Origin of the sequence: Nesterenkonia sp. F (genome assembly GCF_000220985.1) — a bacterium.
In the GTDB taxonomy this organism is placed as follows: domain Bacteria; phylum Actinomycetota; class Actinomycetes; order Actinomycetales; family Micrococcaceae; genus Nesterenkonia.
Genome location: NZ_AFRW01000116.1, coordinates 1 through 16,620 on the forward strand (window position 1 = coordinate 1; position 16,620 = coordinate 16,620).

The window sequence follows — 16,620 nt, forward strand, 5'->3', positions numbered from 1 at the left end:
GCTCGTCGGCGGCACCCTGCACGGCCGCGCGGCTGTCCGGCTCCTCGGCCTCGGCGGCCAGCCGCCGGGCCCGCGCGGCCAGAGCATCCACCACGGAGAGCATCGTGCCGGACACCGGCTCGGAGAGCGCGGACCAGGCGCGCAGCCCGCCGCGCTCCAGAGCATCGGCCAGACCGGCGGCGGTGAGCCGAGGGACGGCGTGCAGCGGCTCGGCGAATCCGGAGATCAGCACGGCCAGCAGCGTGCCGGAGTTGCCGTGCGCCTCGGACATCGCCCGCGTGCCGGCGACGGCGAGCAGCGCGCCCAGATCCTCCTGATCCTCCCGCTCGGCGGCCTCCTCCTCTACGGCCCGACGGCAGGCGCGCATCGTCGCCAGCATGTTCGTGCCGGTGTCGGAGTCCGGGATCGGAAACACGTTGAGCCCGTCCAGCCGATCACGTGCGGCCTCCAGCGACTCCTCGGAGAGGAGGAGCCAGCGATGCATGGCGGCGGGTCCTCGAACCTTCCCCTTCACAGCTCCCCCTCCCGGACAGGTGCGCGGCGTGCGTCGTCGACGGTGCTCAGAGGTCGTTCTCCTCGACGTACTCCTCGAGCGTGTCGTCGGCCAGCGCGTCGGAGATCTCGGCCATCGCCTGCTCGTCCTGCTGCCAGATCCACTGCCCGTCGGCGGAGCGGCCGTCCGGTCCCGTCGGCAGGGTGAACATCGTGATGTCGTCGGCCGCGCCGCGGATCTCCCAGCCGAGCGAGGCGACCGTCGAGGCGTCGAGGGACTCGTCGACCGTCAGATACGGGGTGAAGGTCTCGACCATGTCGCGCACGCGGCCGGGGTTGGCGAGGGTGCCGGCCTGCAGCGATTCGTCGACCACCGCCCGGATGAACGACTGCTGATTGCGCGCCCGCTGCAGATCCCCGTCGGGGAAGCTCTTGCGCTCCCGGACGAAGGCCAGCGCCTCGTCGGCGTCCATGTGCTGCGTGCCGGGGCGGAAGGTGCGTCCGCCCGTGGTGGTGAACGCCTCCGGGTAGGTGGAGTCGACCTCGACGCCGTCGAGAGTCTCGACCAGGCCGATGAACCCCTCCATGTCCACGGAGGCGACATGGTCGACGCGCACGTCGAAGAGCCCTTCGATGGTCTGGATGGTCAGCGAGACGCCGCCGAGCGCCAGCGGGGCGTTGATCTTGGCCTCGCCGTGCTCCCCGGGCACGTCGACCCACAGGTCGCGGGGGATCGACATCACCTGCACGCCGCTGCGGTCCGAGGGCACGTGGACCAGCATCATCGTGTCCGAGCGGCTCCCGGGGAACTGCCCGGTGCTCTGCTCGAGGTCGGTGCCGGCACGGTCGTCGGAGCCGAGCAGCAGGATGTTGATCGACTCGTCGTCCGAATCCTTCGCCGGTCGGTCGGACTCCTCCGGGAAGGTCTCTCCGGTCTCCGCGCCCTCGCCCTGCTCCCGGGCCTGCTGCTCGAAGGTCTGGACGTTCTCCTCGTAGCTGCTGCTCAACGAGTCCAGGTAGTACCAGGCCGTCGCGAGACCGCCCACCACCAGCACCAGCAGGCTGATCAGCACCACCGCGGTGATCCGACGACGGCGCCTCCGACGCGGTGCGGCGGCGGGCGCTGGGGTCTCGGACATGGATCCTCCTCGGAGACGGCGGCCCCGGGGCGGGTCCGCGGGGTCGCGCGGTCCGACGCCGGCGCCTGCGGACGAGCTCGTCCGGGCGATGCTGGTCAGCGGCGTCGACGGGTCGACAGACTGCACCCAGGATAGGACACGCGCGCGGTCTCGGCGGAAAACGGCACGTCACCTGCGAATGGGCGCACCGTCGGGAGGGTCCGATATCCTGGCCCCATGCTCTCAGCTCCCTCCGACCCGCCGGCCCCGCACCCCGTGTCCCGCACGCCCTCCCGGCGGCCGGATTCCGGTGGTCTCGGAGGAGGCCGCGGAGCCCGGAACGGCCGCGCCTCCGGACGGGCGCGCGGACGGTGGACGACTCTCGCCGCGCTCGGCGCCGCGGGGCTCGCGCTGACCGCCTGCGGGAGCATCGCCGACGTCGAGGCGGCGCCGCATGCCGCCGACCCGGACTGTGCCCCGGTGATGATCGCCCTGCCGGACAGCATCGGTGAGGCCGGACAGCGTGAGACCAATGCCCAGGCCACCGCCGTCTTCGGCGAGCCGAGCCGGGCCGTGGTCCGGTGCGGCGTGGAGCCGCCGGGGCCCAGCAGCGAGCACTGCGTCAGCGCCGACGGCGTCGACTGGCTGGCCGTCGAGGAGGACGGCGCCACCTGGCGGCTGATCAGCTATGGGCGCGAGCCCGCGGTGGAGGTGCTCATCGACACCGAGGAGATCTCCTCCTCCTCGGTGATGCTGGGGATGGCCCGTCCGACGAAGCGCATCGAGGCCGACGAGCGCTGCCCCTCGGTGGAGCAGTCGATCGAGGACGTCGAGGGGTCGGACTCCGCCGGCTGACCCTGTCCGTCGGCCCCGATCCGCCCCCGGGTCGGGCCCCCACGGTCAGCGCAGCCCGACGGGCCGCTGCCTCGCCAGCGTGATCAGCTCGGTGATCAGCTCTCGATAGTCCAGCCCGGTGGCCCGCCACATCTGCGGGTACATGCTGATCGGCGTGAAGCCGGGCATGGTGTTGATCTCGTTGATGGTCACGGATCCGTCCTCGGCGCAGAAGAAGTCCACCCGGGACAGCCCCTCCCCGTCCACGGCTTCGAAGGCGACCACCGCCTGGCGGCGCACCTCGGCCGAGACCTCCTCGGGCAGGTCGGCCGGGCAGCTCAGGTCCGCGGCCGCCGCGTCGGTGTACTTGGCGGTGAAGTCGTAGAACTGGTGGGACTCTCCGCCGTCGTGGACGACGATCTCGCCCGGCAGGGACGCCCGCGGGGCGGCGCCGTCGCGGCCGTCGAGCACGCCGCATTCGATCTCCCGTCCGTCGATGCCCTCCTCGACGATGATCTTCGGGTCGTGCTTCTGCGCGCCGGCGATCGCCGGGTCGAGCTGCTCCCACGCCTCGACCCGAGTGATGCCCATCGAGGAGCCGGCCCGGGCGGGCTTGACGAAGACCGGCAGCCGCAGCCCGCGGATGCGTTCCCGGGCGGCGTCGGGATCGGCGGCCCACTGCCGGGCGGTGACGGTCTCGTAGGGGCCGACCCGCAGGCCCGCCGCGGTGAAGGCCACCTTCATGAAGTGCTTGTCCATGCCCACGGCCGAGGCCAGCACCCCGGCGCCGACGTAGGGCACCCCGACCGTCTCGAGCAGCCCCTGCAGCGTCCCGTCCTCGCCGAAGGGCCCGTGCAGCAGCGGCAGCACCACGTCCACCGTCCCGAGCGACTCGGCGGAGCCGTCGGCGCCGATCTCGAGCAGCTCGGCTCCGCGTTCGGCGGAACCCGACGGCCCGGAATGCAGCTGCACCGTCGAGTCGGTCGGGACGACGCGCGGCAGCTCCGCGCCCGGGGCGAAGGCGTGGATCCGCGGGTCGACCGCCGGGCGGGTCCACTGGCCGGCGGCGGTCACGCCCACCGGCACGACGTCGAACTGCTCGTGGTCGACGGCCTCGAGCACGCCGGCGGCGGTCACGCAGCTCACCGCATGCTCGGAGGACTGGCCGCCGTAGAGCACCAGCACGCGCGGGCGCCGGGCCTCGGCGCGGGCGGTGCCGGAGGCGGCCGCCGGGTCGGGGACGGAGTGGGGGGACGGAGCGTCGGACACGTCGGTCACTTTCCTTCGGCTTTGAGGTCGCGTGCCAGCAGCAGCGGGGCGATGCGGTCGACGCTCAGCGTGCCGTCCAGCACGGCGACGACCGCCTCGGAGATGGGCATCTCCACCCCGTGGCGGCGAGCCAGGTCCACCACGGCGGACCCGGACTTCATGCCCTCGGCGGTCTGGGTGAGCTCGGCGACCGCCTCGTCGGCGGTCAGCCCGTCGCCGAGCAGCCGCCCTGCGGTGCGATTGCGCGAGAGCGGCGAGGCGCAGGTCGCCACCAGGTCGCCGAGGCCGGCGAGCCCGGAGAACGTCTCCAGCGTCCCGCCCAGGGCGTGGGCGAGCCGCGTGGTCTCGGCGAGCCCGCGGGTGATGACCGAGGCTTTGGAGTTGTCCCCCAGACCCTGCCCGTCGCAGATGCCGACCGCCAGGGCGATGACGTTCTTGACGATGCCGGCCAGCTCCACGCCGACCACGTCGGAGTTCGTGTACGGCCGGAAGTAGCCGTTGTTGATCAGCCCGGCGATGCGCTCGGCGACGGCATGGTCGGCGCAGGCCACCACGGAGGCCGTCGGCTCCTCGCGGGCGATCTCCATGGCCAGGTTCGGCCCGGAGACCACGGCGATCCGCTCGTCCGGCAGCGCCAGCTGCTCGGCGATGACCTCCGACATGCGCAGGTCGGTGCCGCGCTCCAGCCCCTTGATCAGCGAGACGACGACGGTCTCGGCGCCCAGACGACCGCGGACCTCGTCCAGCTGCGTGCGCAGCGACTGAGCCGGCAGCGCCAGCACGACGACGTCGGCGCCGGCGACGGCCTCGCCGACCTCGGCGGTGGCGGTGACCGTCTCCGGCAGCCCGATCTCGCCCAGATACCTGGTGTTCGTGTGCTGCTCGGCGATCTCGGCCGCGACCTCGGGGCGACGGGCCCAGAGGACGATCTCGGGCTCCTCGCCGCGGCAGGCGGCGGCGTCGGCGAGGACCTTGGCGAAGGTGCTCCCCCAGCTGCCGGCCCCCAGCACCGCGATCCGCTGCGCTCCGGCCCCGGAGGAGGACGCCTCGGAGGCGTCGGCGGGTGCCGTCATGAGTTCTGCTCTCCGCTCTGCCGGGTGTCGTTCTCCATGGGCGCCTCGCGGTCGGGCCGGATCCCTTCCTGCTCCTGCGCCTCATCCTGCCCCCGCGCCTCAGCCGGTCCGGAGCCCGCGGAGGCGGCCCCTCCCCCGGGCTGCCGCAGGTGCTGGTCGCGCGGGACGCGGCAGCGCAGCGCCCGGTCCCAGATGAGCTCCGGGGCCGGCTCGCCGCGCAGCTCGGCCACGCCGTCGCTGAGCGCCTGCTCGATGCGCATCGTGGCCTCGGCCAGGCTCCGGCGGGTCATCCGCCCGTCGCGCAGGTCCTGCAGCTCCACCGGGTGTCCGACGGAGAGCCGGTACCGGGCGCGCGGCAGCACGTGCGGCACCTTGCCGTAGGGCGCCAGGAAGTCCTGCACGCCCCAGTGCGTGATCGGCACCACCGGCGCGCCGGTGGTCAGCGCCAGCCGGGCGGCGCCGGTCCTCGCGCGCATCGGCCAGAGCTCGGGGTCCCGGGTCAGCGTCCCCTCCGGGTAGATGATGATCGCGCCGCCGGAGTCGATGACCTCGCGGGCGACCTCCAGGGACTTCTGCGCCTCACGCCGGTCGCGGATCACCGGGATCTGCTTCAGCCCGCGCAGCGCCGCGCCGACGACCGGCAGCCGGAACAGCGAATCCTTGGCCAGGAAATGCGGTGTGGTGCCGCTGGAGTAGATCGCGTGGGCCACCGCCAGCGGATCCACCTCGGTGACATGGTTGGCCACCACGATGAATCCGCCGTCGGGCAGGCGATCCATGTGCTGCCAGCGCTTCCCCATCAGCAGGTTCAGCGCCGGGCGCGCGACGGCGGCCGCGGCGCGGAAGCCCGGCGGGATGCGCCGGGCACGCGTCGGGGCTGGCCGTGCGGAGGAGGTGTCGTCAGCTGCGGTCACGTCGCCAGCCTACCGACTCAGCGCTCGGTGAGCTCGACGTCCGCGCCCAGGGCGTGGAGCTTGTCCATGAAGTGCTCGTAGCCACGGTTGATGATCTCGATGCCGGTCACCCGAGACGTGCCCGAGGCCGCCAGCGCGGCGATCAGATGGGAGAAGCCCCCGCGCAGGTCCGGCACGTCGATGTCGGCGCCCTTCAGCTCCGCGGGACCGGAGATCACCGCCGAGTGGAGGAAGTTCCGCTGGCCGAAGCGGCAGGGGTTCGAGCCCAGGCATTCCCGGTGCAGCTGGATCGAGGCCCCCATGCGCCTCAGGGCCTCGGTGAAGCCGAAGCGGTTCTCATAGACCGTCTCGTGGACGATGGAGACGCCGTGGGCCTGGGTCAGCGCCACCACCATCGGCTGCTGCCAGTCCGTCATGAAGCCGGGGTGCACGTCGGTCTCCAGCACCAGCGGCTCCAGCTGGCCGCCGGCGTGCCAGAAGCGGATGCCGTCGTCGTCGACCTCGAACTCGCCGCCGATCTTGCGGTAGGTGTTCAGGAACGCCGACAGATCCCGCTGGGCCGCCCCCTGGACATAGATGTCGCCGCGGGTGACCAGCGCCGCCGAGGCCCAGGAGGCCGACTCGATGCGATCCGGAATCGCCCGGTGCTTGTAGCCGCCGAGCCGCTCGACGCCCTCGATGCGGATCGTGCGGTCGGTGTTGACGGTGATGATCGCGCCCATCTGCTGCAGGATGGCGATCAGGTCATGGATCTCGGGCTCGACCGCGGCGTTCTTCAGCTCGGTGATGCCGTCTGCCAGCACAGCGGTCAGCAGCACCTGCTCCGTGGTGCCCACCGAGGGGTAGGGCAGCTCGAGCTTCGCACCCTTCAGCCCCTTCGGGGCGGTGATGTGGATGCCGGTGGCCTGCTTGTCCACCACGGCGCCGAAGGTCCGCAGCACCTCCAGGTGGTAGTCGATCGGCCGGTCCCCGATCCGGCAGCCGCCGAGGTCGGGGATGAACGCCTCGCCGTTGCGATGCATGAGCGGACCGCAGAACAGGATGGGGATGCGCGAGTCGCCGGCGTGGGCGTCGATCTCCGAGTGCTCGGCGGTGCGCATCTGGCGCGGATCCAGCGTCAGGTCGCCGGTCTCGACGTCGGCCTCGACCTTCACCCCGTGGATCGTCAGCAGGTTGGTGACGATCTCGACGTCCTTGATCTCCGGGACGTTGCGCAGCTGCGACGGCGAGCTGCCCAGCAGGGAGGCGACCATCGCCTTGGGGACGAGATTCTTCGCCCCGCGGACCCGGACGCTGCCCTGGAGGGGCTTTCCACCCTGGATGGTGAGCAGTTTGGTCATGGTGACTCGACGGTCCCTTCGTGGTGCACAGGTTCTCAGCCCTGCCACTGTAACCAACTCGGAACGGCCGCCCGCGCACATCCACGTGCGCCTTCGGCAACGATTCGGTGACGGAACGGCCTCAGGTGCGAGCGGGCAGCGTGGTGGGCTTGAACGCCGCGCGGGAGGCCTCGTAGTCGACGATGTCCTGCTCGGAGGTCAGCGTGAGAGAAATGTCATCATGCCCCTCCATCAGCCGCCACCGGGTGTAGTCGTCGATGGCGAAGGGAGCCTCGACGGCGCCGCAGCGGACCAGGCGGCTCTCCAGGTCGACCTCGACCTCGGTGCCGGGGACGGTCTCCAGCTCCTTCCAGAGGCGCTCGACCTCGGACTGCTCGACCTCCGCGGTGAGCAGGCCCTGCTTGCCGGAGTTGCCGCGGAAGATGTCGGCGAAGCGCGGGGCGATGACCACCCGGAAGCCATAGTCCTTCAGCGCCCAGACGGCGTGCTCGCGGGAGGAGCCGGTGCCGAAGTCGGGACCGGCCACCAGCACCGAGCCGGCCGAGTAGGCCGGCTGGTTCAGGACGAAGTCCGGATCCCTGCGCCAGGCGGAGAACAGCGCGTCCTCGAAGCCGGTGCGCGTGATCCGCTTCAGGTAGACGGCGGGGATGATCTGGTCGGTGTCGACGTTGGAGGCGCGCAGCGGCACGCCCACTCCGGTGTGGCGGATGATCGGTTCCATGGCGGGGTCTCCTGTATGTCCTGGTACGTGGCGGCGGGCCGTGCGACGAAGACGGTCAGGCCGGGTGCGCGGCCAGCACGTCGGAGGGGGCGGAGAGCGTGCCGCGGATCGCCGTGGCGGCCGCGACGACCGGCGAGACCAGATGGGTGCGCCCGCCCTTGCCCTGCCGCCCCTCGAAGTTCCGGTTCGACGTCGAGGCGCAGCGCTCGCCCTCCGCGAGCTGGTCGGGGTTCATCCCCAGGCACATCGAACAGCCGGCGAAGCGCCACTCCGCGCCGAAGTCCTTGAACACCTGGTCCAGCCCCTCGGCCTCGGCCTGGAGCCGGACCTTCTGCGAGCCCGGCACCACGATCATCCGCACGTCCGCGTCCTTCTCTCGGCCGCGGATCAGCTCCGCGGCCGCCCGCAGGTCCTCCATCCGGGAATTGGTGCATGAGCCGAGGAAGACCGTGTCCACGCGGATGTCGCGCATCGGGGTGCCCGGCTCGAGGTCCATGTAGCGCAGCGCCCGCTCCGCCGCGTCGCGGTCGCCGGAGTCGGAGAAGTCCTGCGGCGACGGCACCGACTCTCCCAGGCCGACGCCCTGCCCGGGATTGGTGCCCCAGGTGACGTGCGGCTCGAGCTCGTCGGCGTCGATGACGACCTCGGTGTCGAACTCCGCACCCTCGTCGGTGCGCAGCGAACGCCAGTACTCCACGGCGGCGTCCCAGTCGGCGCCCTGCGGCGCGTGAGGACGGCCCTCCACGTAGTCGAAGGTCGTCTCGTCCGGGGCGATCATGCCTGCGCGGGCGCCCGCCTCGATGGACATGTTGCAGATGGTCATCCGCGCGTCCATCGACAGCTGCTCGATCGCGCTGCCGCGGTACTCCAGCACGTAGCCCTGGCCGCCGCCGGTGCCGATCTTCGCGATGACCGCCAGGATGATGTCTTTGGAGCTCACCCCGGGCTTCAGCGTGCCCTCGACGGTGATCGCCATCGTCTTGAACGGGTTCAGCGGCAGCGTCTGGGTGGCCAGCACGTGCTCGACCTCGGAGGTGCCGATGCCCAGGGCCAGGGCCCCGAAGGCACCGTGGGTGGAGGTGTGGGAGTCGCCGCAGACCACGGTCATGCCGGGCTGGGTCAGTCCCAGCTGCGGACCGACGACGTGGACGATGCCCTGGTCGTCGTCGCCCAGCGAGTGCAGCCGTACGCCGAACTCCTCGGCATTGTCGCGCAGCGTGTCGACCTGCTTGCGCGAGACGGGGTCGGCGATCGGTTTGTCGATCTCCAGGGTGGGAGTGTTGTGGTCCTCGGTGGCGATGGTCAGGTCCGGGCGCCGGACCGGCCGCCCGGCCAGCCGCAGCCCCTCGAAGGCCTGCGGGGAGGTGACCTCGTGGACCAGGTGCAGGTCGATGTAGAGCAGGTCCGGTGAGCGCTGCCCGTCCTTCTCGACGCCGGGCGCGACGACGTGGTCGCGCCAGACCTTCTCGGCGAGGGTGAGCGGCCTGCTCATGGGAGCCTCCCTGGGGGTCGTCCTGCTGCGGTCCATATACCACTACAGAAGCACCTCCGCCAGTCGGACCTCCATACCGTGACGCCAGGTCTCACTATCTGAGACCTCGGCCGCGATGCGTCGTATCATGGGGCCATGTCCAGTCCTCGCGCCCCGAAGAATCAGCGGCCGGAGCACCCGGCCCGGGACGTCGCCCCCGGCGGCGCGGCCGGCGCCGCCTCCGGCTCCGACGCCGAACCCCCGACCGGCGTCGCGTCCCCGGTCCCCGTCGGCCCGGAACCGCCGCGGCCGCTGCACTCCCCCTCCGGCATCGGCGTCGTCGACAAGTCGGTGATGATCCTCGATGCGCTGGAGGCCGGCCCGGCCTCGCTCGCCCAGCTGGTGGAGTGCACCGGCCTGGCCCGGCCGACCGTCCACCGGCTGGCCAGCGCGCTCATCCACCACCGCTTCCTCTCCCGCGACGTGCGGGGCCGCTACGTCATCGGCTCGCGACTGGCCGAGCTGGCCTCCGCGCGGGGGACGACCGGCTGATCTCGGCGGCCGGACCGATCCTGCTGCGGCTGCGCGACGCCACCGGAGAGAGCTCGCAGCTCTACCGCCGCCAGGGCGACGCCCGCATCTGCGTGGCCTCGGCCGAGCGTCCCATCGGCCTGCGCGACTCCATACCGGTGGGCACCCAGCTGTCGATGAAGGCCGGCTCCGCCGCACAGGTGCTGCTGGCCTGGGAGGATCACGAGCGGCTCGTCGAGGGACTGCAGGGCGCCCGGTTCACCCCCACGGTGCTGGCGGGGGTCCGCCGGCGCGGCTGGGGCGAGTCGCTGGGCGAGCGCGAACCCGGCGTGGCCTCGGTCTCCGCGCCGGTGCGCGGCCCCTCCGGCCGGGTCATCGCCGCCGTGTCCATCTCCGGGCCCATCGAGCGGCTGACCCGCCAGCCGGGCCGCCAGCACGCCGAGGTGGTCGTCCAGGCCGCCCATCAGCTCACCGAGCTGGTGCGGCGCAACCCCGAGGCCGCCGAGCATGGTCTGGGCGAAGATGCCGGACGCGCCTGACGCGCCGGACGCCGGTCGAGTCTCGCCGTGGTCCCGGCGCGTCCTATGATGGGGCGCGTGATCAAGAACATCAGTGTCATCGGAACCGGTTACCTGGGCGCCACGCATGCCGCATGCATGGCCGAGCTCGGCTTCGACGTCCTCGGCGTCGACGTCGACCCGGAGAAGATCGAGGCCCTCTCGCGCGGCGACCTGCCCTTCCACGAGCCCGGACTGCCGGAGCTGATCCGCAAGCATGTGGACTCCGGACGGCTGCGCTTCACCACCGACATGGCCGGCGCCGGATCCTGGGCGGACGTGCACTTCATCGCCGTCGGCACTCCGCAGGTCGCCGGCGGCACGGCCGCGGACCTGACCGCCGTCGACGCCGCGACGGCCGCGCTGGCCCGCTCGATCACCAAGGACGCCCTGGTGGTCGGCAAGTCGACGGTGCCGGTGGGCACTGCGCGCCGGCTGCAGCGGCTGGCGGCCGAGGACGTCCCCGGCGACGTCGAGGTCTCGCTGGCCTGGAACCCGGAGTTCCTCCGCGAGGGATTCGCCGTGCAGGACACTCTGCGCCCGGACCGCCTGGTGATCGGCACCGACGCCGCGGCCGACGAGCAGGTGCTGCGCGAGGTCTACGCGGATGCCCTGACCCAGGACACCCCGTGGATCAGCACCGACTTCGAGACCGCCGAACTCGTCAAGGTCGCCGCCAACGCCTTCCTGGCGACGAAGATCTCCTTCATCAACGCCTTCTCCGAGGTCACCGAGGCCGTCGGCGGCGACATCCGGACGCTGGCCGACGCGATCGGCCACGACACCCGCATCGGTCGGAAGTTCCTCAACGCGGGCGTCGGCTTCGGCGGCGGCTGCCTGCCCAAGGACATCCGCGCGCTGCAGACCCGGGTCTCGGAGCTCGGCCTGGACCACTCGATGACCTTCCTCAACGAGGTCGACCAGATCAACCTGCGCCGGCGCGAGCGGGTGGTGACCCTCGCCGAACAGATGCTCGGCGGGCTGCCCGGCACGCGGATCGCGGTGCTGGGGGTGACCTTCAAGCCGCTCTCCGACGACGTGCGCGACTCCCCCGGCCTGGACGTGGCCAACCGGCTCTACACCGCCGGCGCGGACGTCCTCGTCTATGACCCGGAGGGCAACGAGAACGCCGCGAAGCGCTTCCCGCGGCTGGGCTACGTGGACTCGCTGCGCGAGGCCGCCGAGCAGGTCGACCTGGTGGTGCTGACCACCGAGTGGAACGAGTTCAAGGCCCTGACCCCGTCGGACCTCGACGAGGTCGTGGCCGTCCGGCGGCTGCTCGACGCGCGCAACGTGCTCTCCGCCGAGCAGTGGCAGACCGCCGGCTGGCAGTTCGCCCAGCTGGGCCGCTACTACGACGGCGCCCCCGAGTGACGCATCCCTCACGATGATCCGGCGGTGACCCTGGGGTGAGTCTCCGCCGACCCCGGCGGCGTCAGCCGCCCAGCGAGTCCCACCCCGTCGACTCCACGGAGCCCCCGGCGTCCACGCCGGGGGCTCCGTCGTGCGCGCGCACCGTACCGATCCGGCGGAATCCCTCGGGCAGATCGGCGACGGCGCCGAACGTCGCCAGCAGGGCGTAGTCCTCGCCGCCGGAGAGCACCCACGCCCGCGGGTCCGGGCGGGCCCCCGGCGCGCGGCGGCGCAGCGTCTCGGCGGCTCGGCGGAGCGGCTCGATCTCCTCCTCCAGCGCGGCCTCGTCGAGGTCGAGAGCGACGTCGGAGGCCGCGGCGAGGCGTCCGGCGTCGCGCAGCAGCCCGTCGGAGACGTCCAGCCCCGCCGAGGCGCCGGCACGCACCGCCGCGGGCCCCAGGGTCAGATCAGGGCCCGGGGCCGCCTGGGCGGCCGCACAGGCGGCCAGCAGGGCCTCCTGCGGGCTCTGTCCCCGCATCGGCCGCGCGTCGGCAGCGACGACTCCGGCCTCGATCAGCGCCAGACCCGCCGCCGCACGACCCAGCGGCCCGCCGATCGCCAGGACGTCGCCGGGACGAGCACCGTCGCGGCGCAGCGGCCGGGCGGCGGCCTCCGGCTCCGGATGCCAAGGCTCCCCGACGGCGGTGATGGTCACCGCCAGGCCGGGCCCGGAGCCCAGGTCTCCCCCGGCGACGACGCAGCGTGCCGCGCCCGGTGCGCGGCAGGCCGCCGTCAGGCCCTCGGCGAGGGCGGACACCGCGGCGAGCGGCAGCTCGGCCGGCAGCGTGCAGCTGACCAGCAGGGCCAGCGGTTCGGCCCCCATGGCATTGAGGTCGGAGAGGTTCTGCGCGGCGGCCTTCTGCCCGACGGCGCGGCCCGCCGCAACGGGGTCGGGCCACCAGGAGAGCCGGAAGTCCTGCCCCTCGGCCATGGTGTCGGTGCTCAGCACCGCCTCAGTGGAGGCCAGGCGCAGCACGGCGGCGTCGTCGCCGGGCGGCAGGGCCAGCCCCGGAGCCCGGGCCTCCTCCGCGTTGTGCGCGTCGATCACCGCCCGCACGGCCGCCAGGACACGGTCCTCCCCGACGTCGCCCACGGTGGGGCCGACGGCCTCCGACGTGTCGGCGGCGAGCTCAGCACGGGCGTGGATCTGTCGCGGTTCTGCCATGCGTGCCATCCTGCCACGTCGATTCGGAGCTCCGGTCCTGCCGGCCTGCCGATCGTCGGGGATCCGGCAGCAGCATCGAGGCTCCCGCCCCAGCCGGGCCGGGACCTGCCGCCCGGACCGCACCGGAGCCCCGCGCCCGCTCGGAATGGCCTGCGCGTCACTGACGCGTCCGGGCCATACACACATTTCGGCCGCTAACCCCCGGCGGGCGCGGTCATCCACGCATGGCGAAGGCCCCCGATCCACGAGAGATCGGGGGCCTTCCAGCAGTGACCCCAGCGGGATTCGAACCCGCGTTACCGGCGTGAGAGGCCGGCGTACTAGGCCGCTATACGATGGGGCCGTATATGATTTTCCCCTCATCAGAAGGCTTTTTCATCCTCACAGAATTTTCCGGGAGAATCCAGTGAGGAGAGGGTGCCGACGGTCTCCCGACGGATGACGCCCGACGATCCGGACGCCTGCTCATGGCGACGGCCCTCGCACTGTGATCAGCACGAGGGCCGCGTGAGCGGTGACCCCAGCGGGATTCGAACCCGCGTTACCGGCGTGAGAGGCCGGCGTACTAGGCCGCTATACGATGGGGCCCTCTCCATATGTCGGGCCCCCGTCTCCGAGGGCCCTCGACCCCCGAGGGGATCTCGCTGGGCTACTAGGACTCGAACCTAGAACGACGGTACCAGAAACCGCTGTGTTGCCGATTACACCATAGCCCATCGGCCGCTGCTCCTCGTCCAGTCATCCGGCCGTCTCCGACCGGCGTTCCGAACGCCGTGCAACGGACAACTACTCTACACGACCCCCTGCTCGATGTACAAAATCGAGAGCGTCCCCCAGCACGTTGACCTTCGTCACACTGCCCGTCCCCGATTCTCAGATTCCTGCAGCAGGATTCACCCCGCCCCTGATCCCGGCGATCCGCAGCGGAACTCGGCATATGTCACCCGTCACGCGTATCGTCGAGACCGCCGTCGACGAGAGGGGATGCACGTATCAGGGATACATTCTCCGTGATCGACACGGAGACCGCCGGGTTCGATGCGAGGGGCCAGGACCGCATCGCCGAGATCGCGATCGTCACCGTGGCCGGAACTGGAGAGATCCTCGATCGGTGGAAGACGCTCATCGATCCGCGACGAGACCTCGGCAAGACGTCCCTCCACGGGATTCGAGCGGCCGAGACGCTGGACGCCCCGCTGTTCGCGGATCTCGCCGAAGAGGTCGCCTGGAGGCTCTCCGGCACGGTCCCCGTGGCGCACAATCTCGACTTCGACGCACGGTTCCTCGATGCCGAACTCGACCGGGCCGGCATCTCCCCGCCCACGTCATTCCGAGAGTCCGGATTGTGCACCATGCGGATGGCCCACGAATTCCTCCCGGGAGCGGGACGTCGCCTGGGAGGAGCACCTCCGCGCCGCCGAACGGTCGGCTTGGCACGCCGACGAGCCGACAGCACGGCGCGCACCGGTCCCGCGCGACCAGCCGGCCGAGTCCGCACATTTCCTCGAGAAGGTGCTCCTCCGAGTCCCGGAGTACACCGGACCGTCGGAACACGAGCAGTACCTGGCCCTGCTCGACCGGGCTCTCCTCGACCGCCGCCTGTCCCGCCACGAGACGTCGGCACTGGTCGCCCTCGCCGACGAGCTGGGGATCTCACGGACCACAGTCGGCGAACTCCACAGCATGTACTTCGAGCAGCTCGTCGACGCGGCCTGGGCCGACGGCGTGGTGACCGACGCCGAATGGGAGGACGTCCAGACCATCGGTCGACTTCTCGACGTGCCCGAACCTCAGGTGTCCGATGCCCTCGTGCCTCGTGAGGCGACGGGTGCCGCCTCGTCGTCGCTCGCCCTGGAACCTGGGCCGAGGTCGTGCTCACCGGAGACACGAGCCGTCCGCGTCCGACGATCGAGGAGGCGCTCAGCTCGGCCGGCTGACGCCCCATCGTGCCGTGACGAAACAGGTTCAGCTCCTCGGCGCGGCAGATCCCGACACGGTCTCCGGAAAAGCGCGCAAGGCGCGGGACTATGGCATCCCCGTCGTCGGAGAGGACCACCTCTGGAGCACGGTGCTCCCGGAGCAGTGAGGGGCGCCCGGCTTCGGGGTCCGTCCGCGCGGACGGACCCCGAAGCGCCGTGCTCCTGGCAAGAAGCTGTCAGCCCTCCTGCCGGGCGACCAGCTCGCGACGGAAGCGGGCCAGCCGGGCCAGCGAGGAGGCCCGGCCGAGCAGCTCCATCGACTCGAAGAGCGGCGGAGAGACCTTGCGCCCGGAGACCGCAGATCGCACCGCGCCGAAGGCCTTGCGCGGCTTGAACCCCAGCCCGTCGACCAGAGCCTCGCGCAGCCCGGCCTCGATGCGCTCGGTCGTCCAGGCGGCGTCGTCGAGCTCCTCCAGGGCCGCGACGGCGGCGTCCACGGTGGCCGACGCGTCCTCGCCGAGCCCGCTGAAAGCCTTGGACTCGATCTCCAGCTGCTCGTCGTCGACGAAGAGGAAGGCCATCATGTCCGCCCCCTCGGCGAGCAGCGCGATGCGCTCCTGCACCAGCGGGGCGGCGCCGTCGAGGATCGCCGCCTGCCGTGCGGTGAGCTCCTCGCCGACCAGGCCCTGGGCCTGCAGATGCGGCAGCAGCCGGTCGCGGAAGTCCTGCGGGTCCAGCCGGCGGATGTGGGTGCCGTTGATCGCCTCGGCCTTCTTGGTGTCGAAGCGTGCCGGGTTGCCCAGCACGTCGGCGACGTCGAAGTGCTCGACGAGCTGGTCGACGGTGAAGACGTCCTCGTCGGACGACAGCGACCAGCCCAGCAGCGCCAGGTAGTTCAGCAGGCCCTCGCGGATGAAGCCGCGGTCGCGATGGTGGAAGACGTTCGACTCCGGGTCGCGCTTGGAGAGCTTCTTGTTCCCCTCCCCCATGACGTAGGGCAGATGCGCGAAGGCCGGCATGTGGTCGGCGACGCCGATCGCGTGCAGCGCCCGGTAGAGGGCGATCTGCCGCGGCGTCGAGGAGAGCAGGTCCTCGCCGCGCAGCACGTGGGTGATGCCCATCAAGGCGTCGTCCAGCGGATTGACCAGGGTGTAGAGCGGTCGGCCGTCGGCGCGGGCGACGACGAAGTCCGGCGTGGAGCCGGCGGCGAAGGTGATCTCGCCGCGCACCAGGTCGGTGAAGGTGAGGTCCTCGTCGGGCATCCGCAGCCGCAGCACGGGCTGCCGGCCCTCGGCGCGGAAGGCCGCCTTCTCCTCCTCGCTGAGATGCCGGTCGTGATTGTCATAGCCGAGCTTCGGATCCCGGCCGGCCGCGCGGTGGCGCTCCTCGACCTCCTCCGGCGTGGAGTAGGCCTCGTAGACATGGCCGGAGGCCTTCAGCCGCTCGAGCACGTCGGCATAGATCTCACCCCGCTCGGACTGCCGGTACGGGCCGTGCTCGCCGCCGACTTCGACGCCCTCGTCCCAGTCCAGACCCAGCCAGCGCAGCGCCTCGAGGAGCTGCGCGTAGGACTCCTCGGAGTCGCGGGCCGCATCGGTGTCCTCGATGCGGAACACCAGCGTCCCGCCGGTGTGGCGGGCATAGGCCCAGTTGAACAGGGCGGTGCGGATGAGCCCGACGTGCGGGGCTCCCGTCGGCGACGGGCAGAACCGCACGCGCACGGGTGCGGCGGGGTCGACGGCGGGGATCTCGGTGCCGGAGGCGGCGGGGGTGCTCATAGCGGTGTGATGGCTCCTGATCGGT

At 71.8% G+C, this 16,620-nt stretch carries 14 protein-coding genes, 3 tRNA genes and 1 pseudogene; 5 read left to right on the top strand and 13 right to left on the bottom strand.

Annotation, left to right across the window (positions count from 1 at the left end; translation table 11 throughout):
• Together GU5_RS0109555 and GU5_RS0109560 are read right to left on the bottom strand one after the other, a co-directional pair.
• On the bottom strand, positions 1-484 hold a 484-nt coding region (locus GU5_RS0109555), incomplete at its 3' end, for a DAK2 domain-containing protein (RefSeq protein ID WP_010525359.1).
• A 76-nt stretch (positions 485-560) separates the two neighbouring features.
• Positions 561-1,631, bottom strand: coding sequence for an LCP family protein (locus GU5_RS0109560; RefSeq protein ID WP_010525360.1), 1,071 nt, complete (start codon positions 1,629-1,631; stop codon positions 561-563).
• 216 nt (positions 1,632-1,847) lie between these two features.
• On the opposite strand from GU5_RS0109560, the gene GU5_RS15105 reads away from it, so the two are divergent.
• The gene (locus tag GU5_RS15105; RefSeq protein WP_010525361.1) at positions 1,848-2,465 is read left to right on the top strand and encodes a DUF3515 family protein; all 618 of its coding nucleotides are present in this window, start codon (positions 1,848-1,850) and stop codon (positions 2,463-2,465) included.
• Between the two features lie 45 nt (positions 2,466-2,510).
• Here GU5_RS15105 and GU5_RS0109570 read toward each other — a convergent pair whose 3' ends face one another.
• From GU5_RS0109570 to leuC, 6 genes are all read right to left on the bottom strand, one after another.
• Entirely contained in the window at positions 2,511-3,629 is a 1,119-nt protein-coding gene (locus tag GU5_RS0109570; protein ID WP_050806659.1) for a D-alanine--D-alanine ligase family protein, read from the bottom strand.
• An 89-nt stretch (positions 3,630-3,718) separates the two neighbouring features.
• Complete coding sequence (locus GU5_RS0109575; RefSeq protein WP_010525363.1) at positions 3,719-4,786, bottom strand: NAD(P)H-dependent glycerol-3-phosphate dehydrogenase; 1,068 nt, start codon at positions 4,784-4,786, stop codon at positions 3,719-3,721.
• Positions 4,783-5,700, bottom strand: a complete 918-nt coding sequence (locus tag GU5_RS15110) for a 1-acyl-sn-glycerol-3-phosphate acyltransferase (protein ID WP_010525364.1) — start codon at positions 5,698-5,700, stop codon at positions 4,783-4,785. Before GU5_RS15110 ends, GU5_RS0109575 begins: the two co-directional genes overlap by 4 nt.
• A 17-nt stretch (positions 5,701-5,717) precedes the next feature.
• On the bottom strand, positions 5,718-7,040 hold the full coding sequence (gene murA / locus GU5_RS0109585) for a UDP-N-acetylglucosamine 1-carboxyvinyltransferase (protein ID WP_010525365.1): 1,323 nt from the start codon (positions 7,038-7,040) through the stop codon (positions 5,718-5,720).
• A 121-nt stretch (positions 7,041-7,161) separates the two neighbouring features.
• On the bottom strand, positions 7,162-7,761 hold the full coding sequence (gene leuD / locus GU5_RS0109590; RefSeq protein ID WP_010525366.1) for a 3-isopropylmalate dehydratase small subunit: 600 nt from the start codon (positions 7,759-7,761) through the stop codon (positions 7,162-7,164).
• A 55-nt stretch (positions 7,762-7,816) separates the two neighbouring features.
• Positions 7,817-9,253, bottom strand: a complete 1,437-nt coding sequence (gene leuC, locus GU5_RS0109595) for a 3-isopropylmalate dehydratase large subunit (protein WP_010525367.1) — start codon at positions 9,251-9,253, stop codon at positions 7,817-7,819.
• A 333-nt stretch (positions 9,254-9,586) separates the two neighbouring features.
• On the opposite strand from leuC, the pseudogene GU5_RS16000 reads away from it, so the two are divergent.
• Both GU5_RS16000 and GU5_RS0109605 read left to right on the top strand, forming a co-directional pair.
• Positions 9,587-10,302, top strand: a pseudogene (locus GU5_RS16000) (IclR family transcriptional regulator).
• Between the two features lie 48 nt (positions 10,303-10,350).
• On the top strand, positions 10,351-11,694 hold the full coding sequence (locus tag GU5_RS0109605; RefSeq protein WP_192807259.1) for a UDP-glucose/GDP-mannose dehydrogenase family protein: 1,344 nt from the start codon (positions 10,351-10,353) through the stop codon (positions 11,692-11,694).
• Between the two features lie 61 nt (positions 11,695-11,755).
• Here the strand turns inward: GU5_RS0109605 and thiL are convergent, their stop codons facing one another.
• The 4 genes from thiL to GU5_RS0109625 form a co-directional block, all read right to left on the bottom strand.
• On the bottom strand, positions 11,756-12,898 hold the full coding sequence (gene thiL / locus GU5_RS0109610; protein WP_010525369.1) for a thiamine-phosphate kinase: 1,143 nt from the start codon (positions 12,896-12,898) through the stop codon (positions 11,756-11,758).
• A gap of 270 nt (positions 12,899-13,168) precedes the next feature.
• Positions 13,169-13,241: transfer RNA gene (locus GU5_RS0109615), tRNA-Glu, on the bottom strand.
• Positions 13,242-13,413: 172 nt separating this feature from the next.
• A tRNA-Glu gene (locus GU5_RS0109620) sits at positions 13,414-13,486 on the bottom strand.
• Positions 13,487-13,542: 56 nt separating this feature from the next.
• Positions 13,543-13,614: transfer RNA gene (locus GU5_RS0109625), tRNA-Gln, on the bottom strand.
• A gap of 294 nt (positions 13,615-13,908) precedes the next feature.
• On the opposite strand from GU5_RS0109625, the gene GU5_RS16800 reads away from it, so the two are divergent.
• Both GU5_RS16800 and GU5_RS17785 read left to right on the top strand, forming a co-directional pair.
• Positions 13,909-14,718, top strand: coding sequence for a 3'-5' exonuclease (locus GU5_RS16800; protein WP_010525370.1), 810 nt, complete (start codon positions 13,909-13,911; stop codon positions 14,716-14,718).
• A gap of 131 nt (positions 14,719-14,849) precedes the next feature.
• Positions 14,850-14,984: a hypothetical protein gene (locus GU5_RS17785; RefSeq protein ID WP_255348844.1), complete on the top strand. Its 135-nt coding sequence runs from the start codon at positions 14,850-14,852 to the stop codon at positions 14,982-14,984.
• A gap of 69 nt (positions 14,985-15,053) precedes the next feature.
• On the opposite strand, the gene gltX is transcribed toward GU5_RS17785, so the two are convergent.
• Positions 15,054-16,595 (bottom strand): glutamate--tRNA ligase, encoded by a 1,542-nt coding sequence (gene gltX / locus GU5_RS0109630; RefSeq protein WP_010525371.1) that lies wholly within the window; start codon positions 16,593-16,595, stop codon positions 15,054-15,056.
• Between the last annotated feature and the right edge of the window lie 25 nt (positions 16,596-16,620).

Excerpts from the sequence above, each read along its gene's own strand:
- GU5_RS0109560 (WP_010525360.1), bottom strand. The coding sequence starts at position 1,631 with ATGTCCGAGACCCCAGCGCCCGCCGCCGCACCGCGTCGGAGGCGCCGT.
- GU5_RS15105 (WP_010525361.1), top strand. The coding sequence starts at position 1,848 with ATGCTCTCAGCTCCCTCCGACCCGCCGGCCCCGCACCCCGTGTCCCGC.
- GU5_RS0109575 (WP_010525363.1), bottom strand. The coding sequence starts at position 4,786 with ATGACGGCACCCGCCGACGCCTCCGAGGCGTCCTCCTCCGGGGCCGGA.
- murA (WP_010525365.1), bottom strand. The coding sequence starts at position 7,040 with ATGACCAAACTGCTCACCATCCAGGGTGGAAAGCCCCTCCAGGGCAGC.
- leuD (WP_010525366.1), bottom strand. The coding sequence starts at position 7,761 with ATGGAACCGATCATCCGCCACACCGGAGTGGGCGTGCCGCTGCGCGCC.
- leuC (WP_010525367.1), bottom strand. The coding sequence starts at position 9,253 with ATGAGCAGGCCGCTCACCCTCGCCGAGAAGGTCTGGCGCGACCACGTC.
- GU5_RS0109605 (WP_192807259.1), top strand. The coding sequence starts at position 10,351 with ATGGGGCGCGTGATCAAGAACATCAGTGTCATCGGAACCGGTTACCTG.
- thiL (WP_010525369.1), bottom strand. The coding sequence starts at position 12,898 with ATGGCAGAACCGCGACAGATCCACGCCCGTGCTGAGCTCGCCGCCGAC.
- gltX (WP_010525371.1), bottom strand. The coding sequence starts at position 16,595 with ATGAGCACCCCCGCCGCCTCCGGCACCGAGATCCCCGCCGTCGACCCC.